Source organism: Pseudomonas campi, assembly GCF_013200955.2.
In the GTDB taxonomy this organism is placed as follows: domain Bacteria; phylum Pseudomonadota; class Gammaproteobacteria; order Pseudomonadales; family Pseudomonadaceae; genus Aquipseudomonas; species Aquipseudomonas campi.
The window spans coordinates 3,012,696-3,030,377 of the sequence record NZ_CP053697.2 but is presented as its reverse complement, the minus strand read 5'-3'; the positions used below and the strand labels follow the sequence as shown (position 1 = coordinate 3,030,377).

The 17,682-nt window shown below is 64.2% G+C and carries 15 protein-coding genes; 9 read left to right on the top strand and 6 right to left on the bottom strand.

All coding sequences use genetic code 11. The annotated features are described in order from the left end of the window. Positions 1 to 57: 57 nt before the first annotated feature. Positions 58 to 1,545 carry a glycerol kinase GlpK gene (gene glpK, locus HNE05_RS14025; RefSeq protein WP_173208481.1) on the top strand — a complete coding sequence of 496 codons (1,488 nt, stop codon included), beginning with the start codon at positions 58 to 60 and terminating at the stop codon, positions 1,543 to 1,545. A gap of 41 nt (positions 1,546 to 1,586) precedes the next feature. Then, complete coding sequence (locus HNE05_RS14020; RefSeq protein ID WP_173208479.1) at positions 1,587 to 2,366, top strand: substrate-binding periplasmic protein; 780 nt, start codon at positions 1,587 to 1,589, stop codon at positions 2,364 to 2,366. Between the two features lie 124 nt (positions 2,367 to 2,490). Here the strand turns inward: HNE05_RS14020 and HNE05_RS14015 are convergent, their stop codons facing one another. Continuing rightward, the gene (locus tag HNE05_RS14015) at positions 2,491 to 3,273 is read right to left on the bottom strand and encodes a type IV pili methyl-accepting chemotaxis transducer N-terminal domain-containing protein (RefSeq protein ID WP_173208477.1); all 783 of its coding nucleotides are present in this window, start codon (positions 3,271 to 3,273) and stop codon (positions 2,491 to 2,493) included. A gap of 75 nt (positions 3,274 to 3,348) precedes the next feature. After that, the gene (locus tag HNE05_RS14010) at positions 3,349 to 4,578 is read right to left on the bottom strand and encodes a hypothetical protein (RefSeq protein ID WP_173208475.1); all 1,230 of its coding nucleotides are present in this window, start codon (positions 4,576 to 4,578) and stop codon (positions 3,349 to 3,351) included. Positions 4,579 to 4,926: 348 nt separating this feature from the next. On the opposite strand from HNE05_RS14010, the gene HNE05_RS14005 reads away from it, so the two are divergent. After that, a complete protein-coding gene (locus tag HNE05_RS14005; protein ID WP_173208473.1) occupies positions 4,927 to 5,706 on the top strand; it encodes a PhzF family phenazine biosynthesis protein in 780 nt (259 codons plus the stop codon). A 192-nt stretch (positions 5,707 to 5,898) separates the two neighbouring features. On the opposite strand, the gene HNE05_RS14000 is transcribed toward HNE05_RS14005, so the two are convergent. Further along, positions 5,899 to 7,005 carry an ABC transporter ATP-binding protein gene (locus HNE05_RS14000; protein WP_173208471.1) on the bottom strand — a complete coding sequence of 369 codons (1,107 nt, stop codon included), beginning with the start codon at positions 7,003 to 7,005 and terminating at the stop codon, positions 5,899 to 5,901. After that, positions 7,002 to 7,913 carry an ornithine carbamoyltransferase gene (gene argF, locus HNE05_RS13995; RefSeq protein WP_173208469.1) on the bottom strand — a complete coding sequence of 304 codons (912 nt, stop codon included), beginning with the start codon at positions 7,911 to 7,913 and terminating at the stop codon, positions 7,002 to 7,004. Before argF ends, HNE05_RS14000 begins: the two co-directional genes overlap by 4 nt. A gap of 323 nt (positions 7,914 to 8,236) precedes the next feature. Between argF and HNE05_RS13990 the strand changes: the two genes are divergently transcribed. The 3 genes from HNE05_RS13990 (at position 8,237) to grxD (ending at position 11,470) form a co-directional block, all read left to right on the top strand. Continuing rightward, complete coding sequence (locus HNE05_RS13990) at positions 8,237 to 8,668, top strand: hypothetical protein (RefSeq protein WP_173208467.1); 432 nt, start codon at positions 8,237 to 8,239, stop codon at positions 8,666 to 8,668. A gap of 184 nt (positions 8,669 to 8,852) precedes the next feature. Continuing rightward, positions 8,853 to 10,961, top strand: a complete 2,109-nt coding sequence (locus tag HNE05_RS13985) for a molybdopterin oxidoreductase family protein (protein ID WP_173208465.1) — start codon at positions 8,853 to 8,855, stop codon at positions 10,959 to 10,961. A gap of 179 nt (positions 10,962 to 11,140) precedes the next feature. Further along, positions 11,141 to 11,470 carry a Grx4 family monothiol glutaredoxin gene (grxD, locus tag HNE05_RS13980; protein ID WP_173208462.1) on the top strand — a complete coding sequence of 110 codons (330 nt, stop codon included), beginning with the start codon at positions 11,141 to 11,143 and terminating at the stop codon, positions 11,468 to 11,470. A 58-nt stretch (positions 11,471 to 11,528) separates the two neighbouring features. Here grxD and bfr read toward each other — a convergent pair whose 3' ends face one another. Further along, complete coding sequence (gene bfr, locus HNE05_RS13975; protein ID WP_173208460.1) at positions 11,529 to 11,999, bottom strand: bacterioferritin; 471 nt, start codon at positions 11,997 to 11,999, stop codon at positions 11,529 to 11,531. 299 nt (positions 12,000 to 12,298) lie between these two features. On the opposite strand from bfr, the gene HNE05_RS13970 reads away from it, so the two are divergent. From HNE05_RS13970 to HNE05_RS13960, 3 genes are all read left to right on the top strand, one after another. Next, a complete protein-coding gene (locus tag HNE05_RS13970; RefSeq protein ID WP_173208458.1) occupies positions 12,299 to 12,664 on the top strand; it encodes a DUF2784 domain-containing protein in 366 nt (121 codons plus the stop codon). 173 nt (positions 12,665 to 12,837) lie between these two features. Next, complete coding sequence (locus tag HNE05_RS13965; RefSeq protein ID WP_173208456.1) at positions 12,838 to 13,635, top strand: CBS domain-containing protein; 798 nt, start codon at positions 12,838 to 12,840, stop codon at positions 13,633 to 13,635. A 99-nt stretch (positions 13,636 to 13,734) separates the two neighbouring features. Next, positions 13,735 to 14,544: an SDR family oxidoreductase gene (locus HNE05_RS13960; RefSeq protein WP_173208454.1), complete on the top strand. Its 810-nt coding sequence runs from the start codon at positions 13,735 to 13,737 to the stop codon at positions 14,542 to 14,544. A gap of 128 nt (positions 14,545 to 14,672) precedes the next feature. On the opposite strand, the gene rapA is transcribed toward HNE05_RS13960, so the two are convergent. Further along, positions 14,673 to 17,534 (bottom strand): RNA polymerase-associated protein RapA, encoded by a 2,862-nt coding sequence (gene rapA / locus HNE05_RS13955; protein ID WP_173208452.1) that lies wholly within the window; start codon positions 17,532 to 17,534, stop codon positions 14,673 to 14,675. Positions 17,535 to 17,682 lie beyond the last annotated feature (148 nt).

Genomic DNA, 17,682 nt, shown 5'->3' with positions numbered 1-17,682 from the left:
TCGCTCCCACGAGACCGGCCTGCTTGAACGCAACCCATAACAACAAGGAAACCATCCATGTCCCACTACCTGCTGGCCATCGACCAGGGCACTACCAGCTCCCGCGCCATCGTTTTCAGTGCCCAGGGCCTGCCGCTGGCGCGTGCCCAGCAGGAGTTCAAGCAGTATTTCCCCAAGGATGGCTGGGTCGAGCACGATGCCGAGGAAATCTGGCTGACCACCCTCAAGGTCTGCCGCGAGGCGCTGGTGCAGAAGGGTCTGAAGGCCGAGGAAATCCGCGCCATCGGCATCACCAATCAGCGCGAGACCACCATTGTCTGGGACGCCGTCAGCGGCACGCCGATCCACCCGGCCATCGTCTGGCAGGACCGTCGTACCGCCGACTACTGTGCCGGGCTCAAGGCCGCCGGCCATGAGGCGCAGGTGGCGGCCAAGACCGGTCTGCTGATCGACCCGTATTTCTCCGCGACCAAGCTGCGCTGGATTCTCGATAACGTGCCGGGTGCCCGTGAGCGCGCCGAGCGGGGCGAGCTGCGCTTCGGCACGGTGGACTGCTTCCTGCTGTGGCGCCTGACCGGCGGCAAGTCGCACAAGACCGACGCCAGCAACGCCTCGCGCACCCTGCTGTTCAATATCCACAGTCAGCAGTGGGACGAGGAGCTGCTGCAGCTGTTCGGCATCCCGCGCAGCCTGTTGCCGGAAGTGCTCGATTGCGCCGCCGATTTCGGCATCTGCGATCCTGAGCTGCTCGGCGCGCCGATCCCGGTGCTGGGTATGGCCGGCGACCAGCAGGCCGCGCTGATCGGCCAGGCCTGCTTCCAGCCGGGCATGGTCAAGAGCACCTACGGCACCGGCTGCTTCATGATCCAGAACACCGGCAGCACCCCGGTGGTGTCGAAGAATCGCCTGCTGACCACCGTCGGCTACCGCCTCAATGGCAAGGTCACCTATGCCGTGGAAGGCAGCATCTTCGTTGCCGGTGCGGCCGTGCAGTGGCTGCGCGACGGCATCAAGCTGATCAGCGATGCGCGCGACAGCGAGGCGATGGCCGAGCAGACCGGCGATGCCTGCGGCGTGTACCTGGTGCCGGCGTTCACCGGCCTCGGTGCGCCGTACTGGGACCCGAAAGCGCGCGGCGCGATCTTCGGCCTGACCCGCGACACCGGGATCAAGGAGATCGTCACCGCCGGCCTGCAGTCGGTGTGCTACCAGACCCGCGATCTGCTCGAGGCGATGCGCCAGGACGGCGCCGCCGAACCCAGCGCGCTGCGCGTGGACGGCGGCATGGTGGTCAATAACTGGGTCATGCAGTTCCTCGCCGATATCCTCGGCGTGCCGGTGGAGCGCCCGGAAGTCACCGAAACCACGGCCCTCGGCGTGGCCTACCTGGCCGGTTTGCAGGCCGGGCTGTACCGTGACCTCGACGAGGTCTCCAGTCACTGGCATCGCCAGCGCCGCTTCGAACCGCGGATGGCCGACGAGCACCGCGGCACGCTGTACCACGGCTGGCTGGATGCGGTGAAAAGGGTGCGCAGCGAAGGGTGAGAATGGTACAAATGTGCCAACTCCCTGTCTGAGGTCGCTGCATGCAGTTGCGTCGAAAGCTATTGGTCCGTGGTGCTTCTTTCCTGCTGGCTTTTCTGGCCGGCAGCGCACACGGGGAAACCCTGACCATTGCTGGCGATATCTGGTGCCCGATCAACTGCGAGCCGGGCTCCGCCAAACCGGGCATCTTCGTCGAACTGGCGCGCGATATCTTCGCCGAGTCCGGGATTCAGGTGCACTACCAGGCGCGTAACTGGGCCCGGGTGCTGCAGGAAGTGCGCCGTGGCGAGATCAATGCCGCCGTGGGGGCAGGCCATGACGATGCGCCGGATTTTCTGTTCACCCGGGAGCCGGTGGCGCTGTCGCGCAACTGCTTCTACACCAGCCAGGATTCGGCCTGGCGCTATGCGGGCGTCGAGTCGCTGCCGGCGGTACGCCTGGGGGTGATCAACGATTACAGCTATGGCCCGCAGATCAACGCTTACATCGACGCGCGCCATGGTCATGGTGATCGGGTGCAGAAGGCTGCCGGCGACCAGGCCTTGAACCTCAACCTGAGCAAGCTGATGCATGGCCGCCTGGATGCCCTGATCGAGAACAGCTGGGTGATCCAGGCCCGACTTGCCGCGCTCGGGCATAACCGCAACGAGCTGCGCGAGGCCGGCTGCCGCGAGACGGATGCGCCGATCTACCTGGCATTCTCCCCGGCGCTGCCGTCCAGTGCGCGTTATGTCGAACTGTTCGAGCAGGGCCTGCAGCGCTACCGCGCCGATGGTCGCATGCAGGTGCTGCTCGAATCCTATGGAGTGGGTCAGCCGTAGGGCGCTGGGCGCACCGGGAAGCTCGCATGGACTCTGGTGCGCCGTGCGCACCGGCAACTGCGTATGGGGCTCGGTGCGCACGGCGCACCTTACGGATGGTCTGGGTGGTCCTTCCCCCGAGGGTTCAGGAGTCCTGTTGCATGACCTGCTCGTAGGCGCTGGTCAGCTCGTTCATCTGCCAGAGCAGGGTTTCCGTGGTGGTGGTGATCACCGTCGGCACATAGCGCGAGTCGGCGGACAGGCGGAAGCCGGCGCGAGCGAAACGCCACTGCGCCTCGACTTTCTGCAGGGCCTGGCTGATCTGCGCGGTGTTCTGCTGGGCGGCGAGCAGTTCCTGTTGCGCCGTTTCGAACTCTTCGGTGGCTTTCTGCAGTTCCACTTCCAGGCCGTCGATCGGCAGGCGCCAGCTGACGGCCAGATAAAGTTTGGCGATGCGCTGGCTGAGCATGCGCTGGCGACCGCTGCGGTTGACCAGGCGGGCGTTCTGGCTGCCGGTGTGTTGCTCGATCAGCCGCACCACCTGTTCGCTTTGCGCCAGGAGCTGGTCGCTGAGCTGCAGCAGCTGCACCGACTGTTCGCGGCTGGGGCGTGACAGGGCCAGTTCGCGATAGACCTGCCAGGTGTTGCCGGCCTGTTCCAGGGCGGCGCGGATATCGGCGTTGGGTGCGTATTCGCTGAGGGCGAGGAAGTTGCTCTCGAAGCGCGCCACGCTCTGGTCGAGCTGTTGGATCGCCACTTCGCTGCGCACTTCGGCGCCGATCATCAGGTAGGTCTTGGCAATGCGCTGGCTGAGCATGCGCTGCATGCCGGACAGGTTCATCGCTTCGGCATCGCTGATCGCCGCCGAGGCGGGCGGGCAGAGCAGGGCGAGAATCAGTAAAAAGGGTGTAAGCAGACGACTGAACATATGGACCTCCAGAGGGGCGCGGCGGCAGGCCGCCACGCGCCAGTCGGGCAGGGCCCCGTTGCGGGGCCGGGACGATCAGTAGGTGTATTGCAGTTGCAGCCAGGCCTTGTCGGTGTCGACAGCGAAATCGTCGGCATCGTAGCTGGCGTATTTGACCAGGCCGACCAGGCCCTTCACGCCCGGAATCGGATGGGCGTAGGACAGGTTGATCTCCTCGCCATACTGGCTGCTGCCTTCCTCTGCGCGGAAGTCGTGGTACCAGGCCTGCAGGCTGCCGCCCAGCAGCGGCACGGTGGCGCCGACATAGGCGTCCTTGACACCCTCGGCCGGGGTGATGAGGAACTGGTCAGCCCAGCCCTGGAAGGCGTGCTTGGTTGCCAGCGGGGTCTGGAAGGCGCGGTTGCCCGGGCCTTCGTCGCCGCCCAGCACTTCGTAGCCGGCCTTCAGGGCCACGCCCTTGATGGTGTAACCCAGCTCGGCCAGGTAGTAGTCGCTGTCCAGTTCCAGCGGGTTGTCCGCGTAGTCCTTCTGCTGGGCGTATTCCACGGCGTAGCTGACGCCCTGAATCGCGCCGTTCAGGCGCAGGCCGGTGGTCTGGCTGGACTGGGTATTGCCTAGCAGGTTGTCGAGGCCGAGCAGGTAGCTGTAGGCGGTGACGGTCAGTTCCGGCATGGCCACGTACTGGGCGTTGATCAGGTGGCTGTGGCCTTCGATGTTGGCCGGGTTGCCGGCGGTGTCGTACTGGCCGTTGCTCGGGCCGAAGATGGTGTTGATGTTGTCGATGTAGGCGTAGGTCAGGGTCAGCCCGTCGAGGGGCTTGAGCTGGGCCAGGGCGCCGTCGTAGGTCTGCTCGTTCTGGCGCCAGGCCACGCCGCCGACATAGCGCTGGTTGTCCAGGTTGATGCGCTGGCGACCGAGCACGGCAGCGCCGTACTGGTGGTCGTAACGCAGCAGGGCCTGGTTGACTTCGCTGCCGTCCGGGTCGGCAACCACCGAGTATTCGCTCTGGCCGTTACGGGTTTCGTTGTAGGCGGCATCGCCGATGCGGCTGACGTTGTCCGCTTCGATCAGCGCCGACAGGCCGTACCACTTGCCGCTCTGGAAGCCGACGCGGGTGCGCAGGGTCTGGGCATTGGCGTGCTTGAGGGCGTTGTCCTGGTCGACGTGCTCAAAGCGATAGCGCGCGTCGAGAATCGGCTTGCCTTCGGTAAACAGGTTGCTGAAGGCCTCTTCGGCAAAAGCGGCGTGACTGAAGGTGGTGCCGGCAATGGCCAGCGACAGCAGGGACAGTTTCATCATGCGCATAGCGGTCTTCCTGTAAGCCAAAAAACACAAAAAAAAACGCCACAGCGCCCACTGCTCCAAAAAGGGAGGGGATGCCATGACGTCGTTGTCGGTTGAGTGGCAGACACGCCGTTGTGCTGACCGGGGTGGGTCATAGCAGGGGGCGTGCCAAGATTTTTAAGTCTATGATTTATTACGATTTAATGAATTTTTAAGAACTTTTTGCGATTTATACATGCACTGCACTCGCTCGCCGTGCATTGATACAGTGCAGCTGTAGTGCAGGAAAAAAGGGCGACTGTACCGGGCGCCAGGCAGGCTGAAACGGCATGCTGCGGGCTCGTTCAAGGACCGCCACGGAACCGCGCCATGCACCTGCCATTCCACCAGATCGACGCCTTCACCAGTCGCCCCTTCAGCGGCAATCCGGCCATGGTCTATCGCCTGGACGCCTGGCTGGCCGACAGCCTGATGCAGCAGATCGCCGCCGAACACAACCTGGCCGAGACCGCCTTCGTGGTGCGCGAAGGCGATGTCTGGCATATCCGCTGGTTCACCCCAACCACCGAAGTGCCGCTCTGTGGCCATGCCACCCTGGCGACCGCCCATGTGCTGTTCGAGTTGTATCAGGAGCCGGGCGAGCGCCTGGATTTCACCTGCCAGTCCGGGGCGCTCAGCGTGGCCCGCGAGGCGGGCCGTCTGGTGCTGGACTTTCCGGCGCTGCCTGCCGCCGAGGTGGCGGTCAGTGTCGAGCTGGAACAGGCCCTGGGCATGCCGGTACTGGCGGCGCGGCAGGGCAATGAGCTGCTTGCGGTTCTGGAATCGGAGCAGGCGGTGCGGGCCTGCCAACCGGACATGCAAGCCCTGGCCAAGCTGCCGGGGCTGGGCGTGATCGTCACCGCAGCGGGGCTCAAGCACGACTTCGTTTCGCGCTACTTCGCGCCGGCTATCGGCATCGACGAAGACCCGGTGACCGGCTCCACCCACTGCCTGCTGATCCCCTACTGGGCCGAGCGCCTGGGCAAGACCGAGCTCAGCGCTTTCCAGTGTTCGGCGCGCGGGGGCGAGCTGCACTGCCGCCTGGACGGCGAGCGAGTGAAGATCGCCGGCCAGGCCGTGCTGGTCAGCAAGGGCACGTTGTTTTTGTAAGTGAGGGGTTGGGCGGCACAACCTACAAGGGCACGGTTACGTTTGTAGGAGCCAGCTTGCTGGCGATCCAGGCGGCAAGCATCGCCAGCAAGCTGGCTCCTACGGTAATCGACGCACACGAGTAGGGCGGGTGAAACCCACGCAGGTGATTTGCGCGGGTTGCACCCGCCCTACAGGTTCATAACTCGCTATTCAGTTGCTGGTGACGCGGCGTACGCCGGACTCCGCCAGGTTGACCTGGGCGGCCACGCTGCCCTGCACCGGGAACACCACCAGGTGGTCGGCGGCGACGCGAATGCCGACCTGCTGGCCGGGCAAATGGTCGGCGTGGCTGGGGAAGATGGCTTCCAACTGGGTGCCGGTGGGCAGTTGCAGGCGGTACAGGGTGGCGGCACCGAGGAAGGTCTTGCCGACGATCTGTGCCTTCTGCTCGCTGTCCGGGGCGTAGACGATATCGTCCGGGCGCAGCAGCACGTCCACCGAGCTACCCGGTGCCCAGGTGTAGGCGCGGTTGCCGTGGATGATGCCCAGCTCGGTCTGCACCGTGTCCGGGCTCTGTAGCAGGCCGCGGATGAAGTAGCCCTGGCCGACGAAGCTGGCGACGAAGGGCGTCAGCGGCTCGTGGTAGAGGTTGTAGGGCGTGTCCCACTGCTCCAGCCGACCATCCTTGAACACGCCCACATGGTCGCTGACGGCGAAGGCTTCTTCCTGGTCATGGGTAACCAGGATGGCACTGGTGCCGCGTGCCTTGAGGATGTCACGCACCTCGTGGCTGAGGCGGCGACGCAGCTCGCCGTCGAGGTTGGAGAAAGGTTCGTCGAGCAACAGCAGCTGCGGCTCCGGCGCCAGGGCGCGGGCCAGCGAGACGCGCTGCTGCTGGCCGCCGGACAACTCATGGGGATAGCGCTTGCTCAGGTGACCGAGCTTGACCAGCTCCAGCAGCTCGGCGGTGATCAGCTCGCGGCGCGGATGCTTGCGGATGCCGAAGGCGACGTTCTCTGCCACGGACAGGTGGGGGAACAGGGCGTAGTCCTGGAACACCATGCCGATCCGGCGTTTCTCCGGGGCCAGGGTGTAACCAGCGCGGGAAATCACTTCGCCGGCCAGCTGGATCTCGCCTTCCAGCAGCGGCTCGAAGCCGGCAATGGCGCGCAGGGTGGTGGTCTTGCCGCAGCCGGAAGGGCCGAGCAGGCAGCCGATGTCGCCGGCATTCAGGTGCAGGTTGAGCTGCTGCACCACGGGGTGTTCCTGATAGCCGCAGGCCAGGCCGCGCAGGCTGAGCAGCAGGGACTGGCTCATGCCTGGGGGGCGACGAGGAATTCGAGCAGGGCCTTTTGCGCATGCAGGCGGTTTTCCGCCTGGTCCCAGGCAAAGGCGCGCGGGTCGTCGAGCAGGTCCTGGCTGATTTCTTCGCCGCGGTGGGCCGGCAGGCAGTGCAGGAAGATCACCGCAGGATCGGCGGCATCCAGCAGGGCGCGGTTGACCTGGTAGGGGGCGAACAGCTTGAGGCGCTTGGCGCTTTCCTCTTCCTGGCCCATGGAGGTCCACACGTCGGTGCTCACCAGATGGGCACCGGCCACGGCGGCATACGGGTCGCGCACGATCTGCACGCGCTCACCGGCCGCGGCGAGGAATTCGGCCTTCGGCTCGTAACCCTCAGGGCAGGCCACGCGTAGCTGGAAGTCGAACTGCTGCGCCGCTTCGATATAGGTGTTGCACATGTTGTTGCCGTCGCCGATCCAGGCCACGGTCTTGCCCTGGATGCTGCCGCGCTGCTCGACGAAGGTCTGCATGTCGGCCAGCAACTGACAGGGGTGCAGATCGTCGGACAGGCCGTTGATCAGCGGCACCCGCGAATGGGCGGCGAATTCGGTCAGGTTGCTGTGGGCGAAGGTACGAATCATCACCGCATCGAGCATGCGCGACATGACGATGGCCGTGTCGCCGATCGGCTCGCCGCGGCCCAGCTGGGTGTCACGCGGGGAGAGGAAGATGGCCTGGCCGCCGAGCTGGATCATGCCGGCTTCGAACGACAGGCGGGTGCGGGTCGAGGCCTTCTCGAAGATCATCCCCAGCACGCGGTTCTTCAGCGGCTCATGCAGCACGCCACGCTGGCGCAGGTCCTTCAGCTCGATGGCGCGACGGATCAGCCCACTCAGTTCCTGAGGGGTGCAATCCATCAACGAGAGAAAGTGCCTGGTGCTCATCATTCACTACCTTAGTTTTTACGATTGTCGCGGCGGCGGTTTTTCCGGGGAAAAGCACGCCGTACAGCGGCTGGAGCCGCGTGGGGGCGACAAATGGGGAGGGCGTGATCTTATAAGCAAATGCCGCGCTGGGGCAAATGAGCCCCCGTCGCACGCTTGGCAATGCGTTGAAAACAGAGATGTTTCCAGCTGTGGGCGATGTCACAAAAGTGACATGCCGGCTTGCTGGGGGCTCTCTGGCTTCCTACCATGCGCCCCGCCTGACCAGGCACCCCGAGCCCTGCAACAGGGCACATGGATAGATCAATGCAAAGGAGTCTTGCATGAAACACGTAGCCTATGCCGCCGCTTTTTCCGCCCTCGCCCTGCTGACTGGCTGTGCCAGCCAGAACTACAGCCAGCCGAGCGCACCGCTGAACGGTGAAGTACAAACCAACCTGAAAGCGGACGTGAAAGTCGGCGAGTCCATCACTGGCGAGTCCTCGGTGAACATTCTCTTCGGTCTGTTCAAGCTGGGTGGCGATACCCAGTTCGCCGACGGCGTGACCTATGGTGGTGGCGAAGGTGGTTTCGCCCTGGGTCTGGACCCGGTGGCTGCTGCCAAATCCGCGGCTGCTTTCAAGGCAGTCAAATCCTCCGGTGCCGACCTGATCGTCGCGCCGCGCTACGAAGTGAGCGTGCAGGATTACATGGTGTACAAGGCCGTTAACGTCAAAGTGACCGGCAACAAAGGCACCATCAGCGCCATTCGTTGATCTGCAGGGCCTCTCGGCTGCCTGCAGTCGAGCCCGGCCTGATCGATGGATACGCTGTTGAATCGGTGGGCATGATGCCCACCGATTCATGAAACTGAGGCCACTGGCCAAGCATTCCTTCTGCCGCCATAGTCTTGTTTCCACGACCTGACCGGTCGTCTCGAACAAGAAGATGAGGCCAGCCATGAGCAAGACCCTCCACCACCGTGCCTGCCACCTGTGCGAGGCGATCTGCGGTCTGACCATCGAAACCGAACGCCTGGCCGACGGCAGCCAGCAGATCCTGTCGATCAAGGGCGATGCCCAGGACAGCTTCAGTCGTGGCCATATCTGCCCCAAGGCCGTGGCCCTGCAAGACATCCAGCACGACCCCGACCGCCTGCGCCAGCCCATGCGCCGCCACGGCAGCGAGTGGCAGCCGATTGGCTGGGACGAGGCCTTTGCCTTGGTCGCCGAGCGCCTCGCGGCCATCCAGGAGCAGCACGGCAAGAACGCCGTGGCCATCTACCAGGGCAACCCCAGCGTGCACAACTATGGGCTGATGACCCACAGCAACTACTTCCTCGGCCAGCTGAAGACGCGCAACCGCTATTCCGCCACCTCGGTGGACCAGTTGCCGCACCACCTGACCAGCTACCTGATGTACGGCCACGGTTTCCTGCTGCCGATCCCGGATATCGATCACACCCAGTTCATGCTGATCCTCGGCGGCAACCCGCTGGCGTCCAACGGCAGCATCATGACCGTGCCGGACGTGGAGAAACGCCTCAAGGCGCTCAAGGCCCGGGGCGGCAAGCTGGTGGTGGTCGACCCGCGCCGCAGCGAGACGGCGGCCATGGCCGACCAGCATGTGTTCGTCCGCCCCGGCAACGATGCGGCCTTGCTCCTGGGTCTGCTCAATACCCTGTTCGACGAGGGCCTGACGCGCGCCAGCCACCTGCCGGTCAATGGCCTGGAGCAGGTGCGGGCGGCGATTGCCGATTTCACTGCCGAGGCCATGAGCGGCCGCTGCGGCGTACCGGCGGCGACCATCCGCCAATTGGCGCGGGACTTCGCCGCTGCCGACTCGGCGGTGTGCTACGGCCGCATGGGCGTTTCGACCCAGGCCTTCGGCAGCCTGTGCCACTGGCTGATCCAACTGATCAACCTGGTCACCGGCAACCTCGATCAGCCGGGCGGGGCGCTGTGCACCACGCCGGCGCTGGACCTGGTGGCGACTACCTCCGGCGGCCATTTCAATGTCTGGCAGAGCCGGGTTTCCGGCCTGCCGGAATACGGCGGCGAGCTGCCGGTGGCGGCGCTGGCCGAGGAAATGCTCACCCCTGGCGAAGGCCAGGTGCGCGCGCTGATCACCGTGGCCGGCAACCCGGTGCTGTCCACCCCCAACGGTCGCCAGCTGGAGCAGGCGCTGGAGGGGCTGGAGTTCATGCTCAGCATCGACCTCTATATAAATGAAACCACCCGCTACGCCGACCTGATCCTGCCGCCGACTGCGCCGCTGGAGCATGAGCACTACGACAGCACCTTCAATGCCTTCGCCGTGCGCAACGTCACCCGCTTCAACGAAGCGGTGCTGGACAAGCCGGCCGGGGCGCTGGACGACTGGGAAATCTTCGTCGGCCTGGCCCAGGCCTTCGCCGCCAAGGTCGGCAACGAATTGAAACCGACCAAGGCGCCGGAGCAGATGATCGATATGGGCGTGCGCTTCGGCCCCTACGGCGACCAGTCGCCCCACAAGCTCAGCCTGGCGGCCATCCGCGAGCAGCCCCATGGCATCGACCTGGGGCCGCTGCAGCCGAACCTGGGCGGACGCCTGAAGACTGAATCCAAGGCCGTCGAGGCCGCCCCGGCGCTGCTGGTCGCCGACCTCGCACGTTTCGCCGCGCAACCGCAGGCGGGCGAGGGTGAGCTGATGCTGATCGGCCGCCGTCATGTGCGCAGCAACAATTCCTGGATGCATAACTACCAGCGCCTGGTGAAGGGCAAGCCGCGCCACCAGTTGCTGATGAATCCGCAGGACATGGCCGGACGCAGCCTCAGCGATGGCCAGCGCGTGCGCATCGAGTCGCGCGTGGGCGCCATCGAGGTCGAAGTGCTCGGCAGCGAGGACATGATGCCCGGTGTGGTCAGCTTGCCGCACGGCTGGGGCCATGCCCGTCCCGGTGTGCAGATGGCGATTGCCAGCGCCCAGCCCGGCGCCAGCGCCAACGACCTGACCGACGAACGCCATCTCGATGCGGTATCCGGTAACGCGGCGCTGAACGGGGTGCCGGTGCGTATCCAGGCGGCCTGAGGCTTTTCCCCTCTCCCGTTCACTGGCGAGGGTGTCTGTAATAAGCCCTCTCCCCCGGCCCCTCTCCCACAAGTGGGAGAGGGGAGCCAGCGCAAGCCCGAGCCCATTACTGGGATTTTCGGTTACAATCGCGCCCATCCTGTCCGGTGCAGTCCGGGAAAGTTCAGACGAGGTGAGTCGTGGATATTATCGATACCATCAAAGAGCAAATCGCCAACAACACCATCCTGCTGTACATGAAAGGCTCGCCGAATGCGCCGCAGTGCGGTTTTTCGTCGAAAGCCGCGCAGGTGGTGATGGCCTGTGGCGAGAAGTTCGCCTATGTGGACATCCTGCAGAACCCGGAAATCCGCGCCAACCTGCCGAAGTACGCCAACTGGCCGACCTTCCCGCAGCTGTGGGTCGGTGGTGAGCTGGTCGGTGGCAGCGACATCATGACCGAGATGTTCGAGAAGGGTGAGTTGCAGACCCTGATCAAGGAAGCCGCACAAAAGGCCAGCGCCGAGTAATTCGGCGCTGCAATAAAAAAGCCCCGCACTTGGCGGGGCTTTTTTATGCGCGTCTGGCTTATTCGTCCATCTGCGACTGCAGGTAGTTCTCCAGGCCGACCTTGTCGATCAGGCCGAGCTGGGTTTCCAGCCAGTCGATGTGCTCTTCCTCGGATTCGAGGATGTCTTCCAGCAGCTCGCGGGTGCCGTAGTCGCCGACGCTTTCGCAGTAGGCGATGGCGGCTTTCAGGTCGGGAATTGCCTGCTGTTCCAGCTTGAGGTCGCTGCCGAGCATTTCCTTGGTGTTCTCGCCGATCATCAGCTTGCCGAGATCCTGCAGGTTGGGCAGGCCTTCGAGGAAGAGGATGCGCTTGATCAGCTTGTCTGCATGCTTCATCTCGTCGATGGACTCGTGATACTCGTGCTCACCGAGTTTCTTCAGGCCCCAGTCTTCGTACATGCGGGCATGCAGGAAGTATTGGTTGATGGCCACCAGCTCGTTGCCGAGGATCTTGTTCAAATGTTGGATGACTTTCTTGTCGCCTTTCATGACGCGCCTCGCGTGGCTGGTGTGAGTAACACAGAAGTTTGCGCCCGCTATTGCCGGTCGTCAAACATAAGCAATTGAAAAATATATGAAAATTAATATAAATAAGAATGCTTAAGTTCTGCGTCTTGGCGCTAAATCATTGAAATAAGGCAATAAAAATTATTCACGGGCTAGTGTTTTCATGCAGAAGTGCCGTGGTCCCGTTATGCGCAATATCCAGCGGTTTGGCGAGGTAGTGGAATGAACGAGTCCGGCAGCCGAGCAACCAGCAGGCGTGTGCAGGGGCAGGGTGCGCCGCGATGATCCTGCGCATCGCTGCCGATGGCGTGGTGCTCCTGCACCTGGGCTTCATCCTTTTCGTGCTGTTTGGCGCCCTGCTGGTGTGGCGTTGGCCGCGCTTGGCCTGGGTTCACCTGCCGGCGGTGGCCTGGGGCGCTGCGGTGGAGTTGTTGCACCTCTACTGCCCGCTGACACCGCTGGAAAACCTGTTGCGCCAGGCTGCCGGGCAGCAGGGCTATAGCGGTGGATTCGTCGAGCAGTACCTGATTCCACTGATCTACCCGGCCGGGCTGACGCCGCAACTCCAGCTGTGGCTGGGTGCCCTGGTGCTGCTGGTAAACCTGCCTGTCTACCTCTGGCTGCTACTGCGCGGGTTGCGTCGCTGAGTCATTACAATCGCTGGCGGTATGCATATCGCGAAACCCTCTAGCGTCTGCTGCGGTGCGACCTAGGTTTAGTTACAGCAGTACCCGCTTTGCCTGTGTCTGGCTGGTGCCTGGCGCGGGCCGTGGGGTGATGGGAGCGCAAGCCGTGCGAGTCACCGACAAGGAGTCTGATCATGCATGCCTCGACCATTCTGTTGTTGTTGCTAGTTGGCGCCGCCCTGGTGGCCGGCTCGCTTCTGCTGCGGGTGCTTTCCGCTGGTAAGTATGAGATCAAGACCATCGATCTGGTGTTCCTGGTCATCCCGCTGCTGCTGGTGGCGCTGGCCACCGGCAAGCTCAAGGGCATCGACATGTTCGGGGTCAAGGCCGACCTCAGCGAGCTGTGGAATGATGCCGCACAGAGCAAGATCAAGGATCAGGTCGCACCGGCCCAGCAACTGACTGTGCAGGATGCTGTGCAAGTGGTGCAGATGGCTGGCAAGGGGGGCATCGACGAGCTGCGCGTGCTGATCGAGCGCAAGATCGAGGCGCTGGAGTTCCGCCTTGGCCATGGTGGCTACTACGGTCCGGCGATCAAGACCTATTTCGAGGCGCTGTCTGGCAGCTCCTACCTGCGCGTAGTGGTGGTCAATCAACCGGATGGCCGGCTGTTCGGCATGTTCAATGCGGCCAACCTGATCGGTTATCTGCGTGTGGCCGGGGATTCCGGTTATGAGCAGTTCCAGCAGTTGCTCAACAGCAACAACGCCGCCAGTTGGGCCGAGTTGAGCAAATTGCCGGGCTTCGTTGGTGTAGATGTGGCGGTCAGCAGCACCATGACGCGGCGCGATGCCCTGGCATTGATGGAGAAGCTACGCACCGACAGCCTGCCGGTGATCAATGCCGACAAGTACTTCATGGGCACGGTGGAGCGCAGCAAGCTCACCGCCAGCCTGATCCTGGCCGTCACCGAGAAGCTGGAGAAACAATGAAGCGCCACTGGCGTCATTCAGCAGTCTGATGCTGCAAGGTGCTCGCGCAGAGCTTGGTTACACTCCTTGCATCTTCACCCGACAGCAAGGCTGTAAATAATGCAAAAGCGCATGATGATTACCGGAGCGGGCTCCGGTCTGGGACGCGAAATAGCCCTGCGTTGGGCGCGCGAGGGCTGGCAGCTGGCCCTGGCCGACGTCAACGAAGCCGGTCTGGCGGAAAGCCTCCAGCTGGTGCGCGAAGCCGGTGGTGATGGCTTCACCCTGCGTTGTGACGTGCGTGACTACAGCCAGCTGACCGCCGTGGCCCAGGCCTGCGAGGAGCGTTTCGGCGGCCTCGATGTGCTGGTCAACAACGCCGGGGTTTCGGCGGGTGGCTTCTTCGGCGATCTGAGCCTGGAAGACTGGGACTGGCAGCTGGCAATCAACCTGATGGGCGTGGTCAAGGGCTGCAAGGCGTTCCTGCCGCTGCTGCTGCAGAGCAAGGGGCGGATCATCAACATCGCTTCCATGGCCGCGCTGATGCAGGGCCCGGCGATGAGCAACTACAACGTGGCCAAGGCCGGCGTGGTGGCCTTGTCCGAGAGCCTGCTGCCCGAGCTCAAGCCGGAAGGCGTCAGTGTGCACGTGGTCTGCCCGTCGTTTTTCCAGACCAACCTGCTCGACTCCTTCCGTGGCCCGACCCCGGCGATGAAGCAGCAGGTCGGCAAGTTGCTGGAAGGCAGTCCGATCAGCGCCGCCGATATCGCCGACTACATCTACCAGGAAGTCGCCAAGGGCGAGTTCATGATCCTGCCGCACGAGCAGGGGCGCATGGCCTGGCAGGTCAAACGCCAGGACCCGCAGGTGATCTACGACGAGATGACCGTGATGTGCGAGAAGATGCGCAGCAAGCTGGGCGCCAGCTGATTCGCGCGGGTATGAAAAAGGGGCAGCCTAGGCTGCCCCTTTTTATTGGCAGTTCGTAGCCCGGATGCAATCCGGGGCCCGAACAACACCACTCCCGGATTTCATCCGGGCTACCAATGGCAGACGAATCAGCCGGCGACCAGTACGCGGATCGCCTCCAGGCGCATGGCGGCTTTCTCGAAGAAGCTCAAACCGCTGCTGCGCTGCTTGCGCAGGGCCTCGATCTCGCTGTCGCGCACGCTCGGGTTGACTGCTTGCAGGGCGGTCAGGCGGGCGATTTCCTCGTCCAGGCCGGCGCTGAAGCGCTGGCGCGCTTCATCCACGCGCTGGGTGTGGCGCGGCAGGATCTTCGCCTCGGCGGCGTTGATCTGCTTGCTCAGCACTTCGCGCTGGGCCTGCACGAACTTGTTGGCACTGGCCCGTGGCACGCTTTCCAGCTGGTCGTTGAGGGTTTCGAAGGCCACACGTGCGGCCAGGTCGTTACCGTTGCCGTCGAGCAGGCAGCGCAGCGCTACCGGCGGCAGGTAGCGGCTTAGCTGCAGCGAGCGCGGCGCCACCACTTCGCTGACGTAGAGCAGTTCGAGCAGCACGGTGCCGGGTTTCAGCGCCTTGTTCTTGATCAGCGCCACCGCGGTGTTGCCCATCGAACCGGACAGCACCAGGTCCATGCCGCCCTGCACCATGGGGTGTTCCCAGGTGAGGAACTGCATGTCTTCGCGGGCCAGGGCCTGGTTGCGGTCGTAGGTGACGGTGACCGCCTCGTCGTCGCCAAGCGGGAAGCTGGCGTCCAGCATCTTTTCGCTGGGGCGCAGCACCAGGGCATTTTCCGAATGGTCTTCGCTGTCGATGCCGTAGGCGTCGAACAGCTCTTCCATATAGATCGGCAGGGCGAACTGGTCGTCCTGTTCGAGAATGTCCTCGACCAGCTGCTGGCCTTCGCCGGAGCCACCGGAATTGAGTTCCAGCAGGCGGTCGCGGCCGCTGTGCAGCTCGCCCTCCAGGCGTTTGCGCTCGGCCGTGGCGTCGTCCAGCAGGCCTTGCCAGTCGCCGCCGTCGCTTTCTTCCAGCAGTGGCAGCAGGCGCGGGCCGAACTGGTGCTGCAGGGCGTTGCCGGTCGGGCAGGTATTGAGGAAGGCGTTCAGCGCCTGGTGATACCACTGGAACAGGCGCTCCTGCGGGCTGTTCTCCAGGTACGGCACGTGCAGCTGGATCACATGCTTCTGGCCGATCCGGTCGAGGCGGCCGATGCGCTGTTCGAGCAGGTCCGGGTGGGCCGGCAGGTCGAACAGCGCCAGGTGGTGGCTGAACTGGAAGTTGCGGCCTTCGGAACCGATCTCGGAACAGATCAGCACCTGGGCGCCGAATTCCTCGTCGGCGAAGTAGGCGGCGGCGCGGTCGCGCTCAAGGATGTTCATGCCCTCGTGGAACACCGTGGCCGGGATGCCGGAGCGCACGCGCAGGGCGTCTGCGAGATCCATAGCGGTCTCGGCGTGGGCGCAGATCACCAGCACCTTGAACTTCTTGAGCATCTTCAGGGTGTCGATCAGCCAGTCGACGCGCGGGTCGAACTTCCACCAGCGTTCGTCCTCGGCGCCTTCCTGCTGGGCCTGGTAGCTGACTTCCGGGTACAGGTCGGCATGCTCGCCGAGCGGCAGCTCCATGTACTCGACCGGATTGGCCAGCGGGTAGGCGTGCAGCTCGCGCTGGGGGAAACCCTGCACGGCGGCGCGGGTATTGCGGAACAGCAGGCGGCCGGTGCCGTGGCGGTCGAGCAGCTCGCGGATCAGCCGTGCCGCGGCCTCGGTATCGCCATCGCTGACCGCGGCCAGCAGCGCTTCGCCTTCGGCGCCGAGGAAGCCGTGGATGGTGGCGTGGGCCTTCTCCGACAGGCGGCCTTCGTCGAGCAGTTCCTGTACCGCTTCGGCGACCGGGCGGTAGTTGGCGCTTTCGGCGCGGAAGGCGGCGAGGTCATGGAAACGGTTGGGGTCGAGCAGGCGCAGGCGGGCGAAGTGGCTTTCCAGTCCCAGCTGTTCCGGGGTGGCAGTGAGTAGCAGCACGCCGGGAATCAGGCCGGCCAGTTGCTCGACCAGGCGGTATTCGTCGCTGGCCTTTTCCGGGTGCCAAACCAGGTGGTGGGCCTCGTCGACCACCAGCAGGTCCCAGCCGGCGGCGAACGCGGCGTCCTGGGCTTTCTCGCTGCGCTTCAGCCATTCCAGCGAGACCAGCGCCAGCTGGGTGTCCTCGAAGGGGTTGTCGGCATCGCTTTCGACGAAGCGTTCGGCGTCGAACAGCGCCACTTCCAGGTTGAAGCGCCGGCGCATTTCCACCAGCCACTGGTGCTGCAGGTTCTCCGGCACCAGGATCAGCACGCGGCTGGCACGGCCAGTGAGCAGCTGGCGGTGGATCACCAGGCCGGCTTCGATGGTCTTGCCCAGGCCCACTTCGTCGGCCAGCAGCACGCGCGGGGCGACCCGGTCGGCCACTTCGCGGGCGATATGCAGCTGGTGGGCGATCGGCTGCGCGCGCGCGCCACCCAGGCCCCACAGGTTGGACTGGAGCAGGCGGCTCTGGTGTTCGAGGCTGTGGTAGCGCAGGGAGAACCAGCTCAGCGGGTCGATCTGTCCGGCGAACAGGCGGTCGCTGGCCAGGCGGAACTGGATGAAGTTGGACAGCTGGGTTTCCGGCAGGGTGTAGGGCGCGTGCTGGGCATCGAAACCGTGGTAGACCAGCAGGCCGTCGACGTCTTCGACTTCCTGCACGGTCATCTTCCAGCCTTCGAAGTGGGTGATCTCGTCACCCGGGGCGAAGCGCACGCGGGTCAGCGGGGCGTTGCGCAGGGCGTACTGGCGGGTTTCGCCGGTCGCCGGATAGAGTACGGTCAGCAAGCGGCCGTCGGAGGTCAGGATGGTGCCGAGGCCCAGTTCCGCCTCGCTGTCGCTGATCCAGCGTTGCCCCGGTTCATACTGCTGCACAGTGCCACTACTTGCCATGAATTGCCCCAGCTGCGAAAAAAGCCGCGTATGGTAACGGAACGCCGCGCGCAGAGCGACGACACTTGTGGTTTTGCCCGGAATCAATCGACAGAGCCTGAGTCGAAAGTGTAGCGAGCGTCCGTTCAAGTTGATGGCCGTCCAGCCG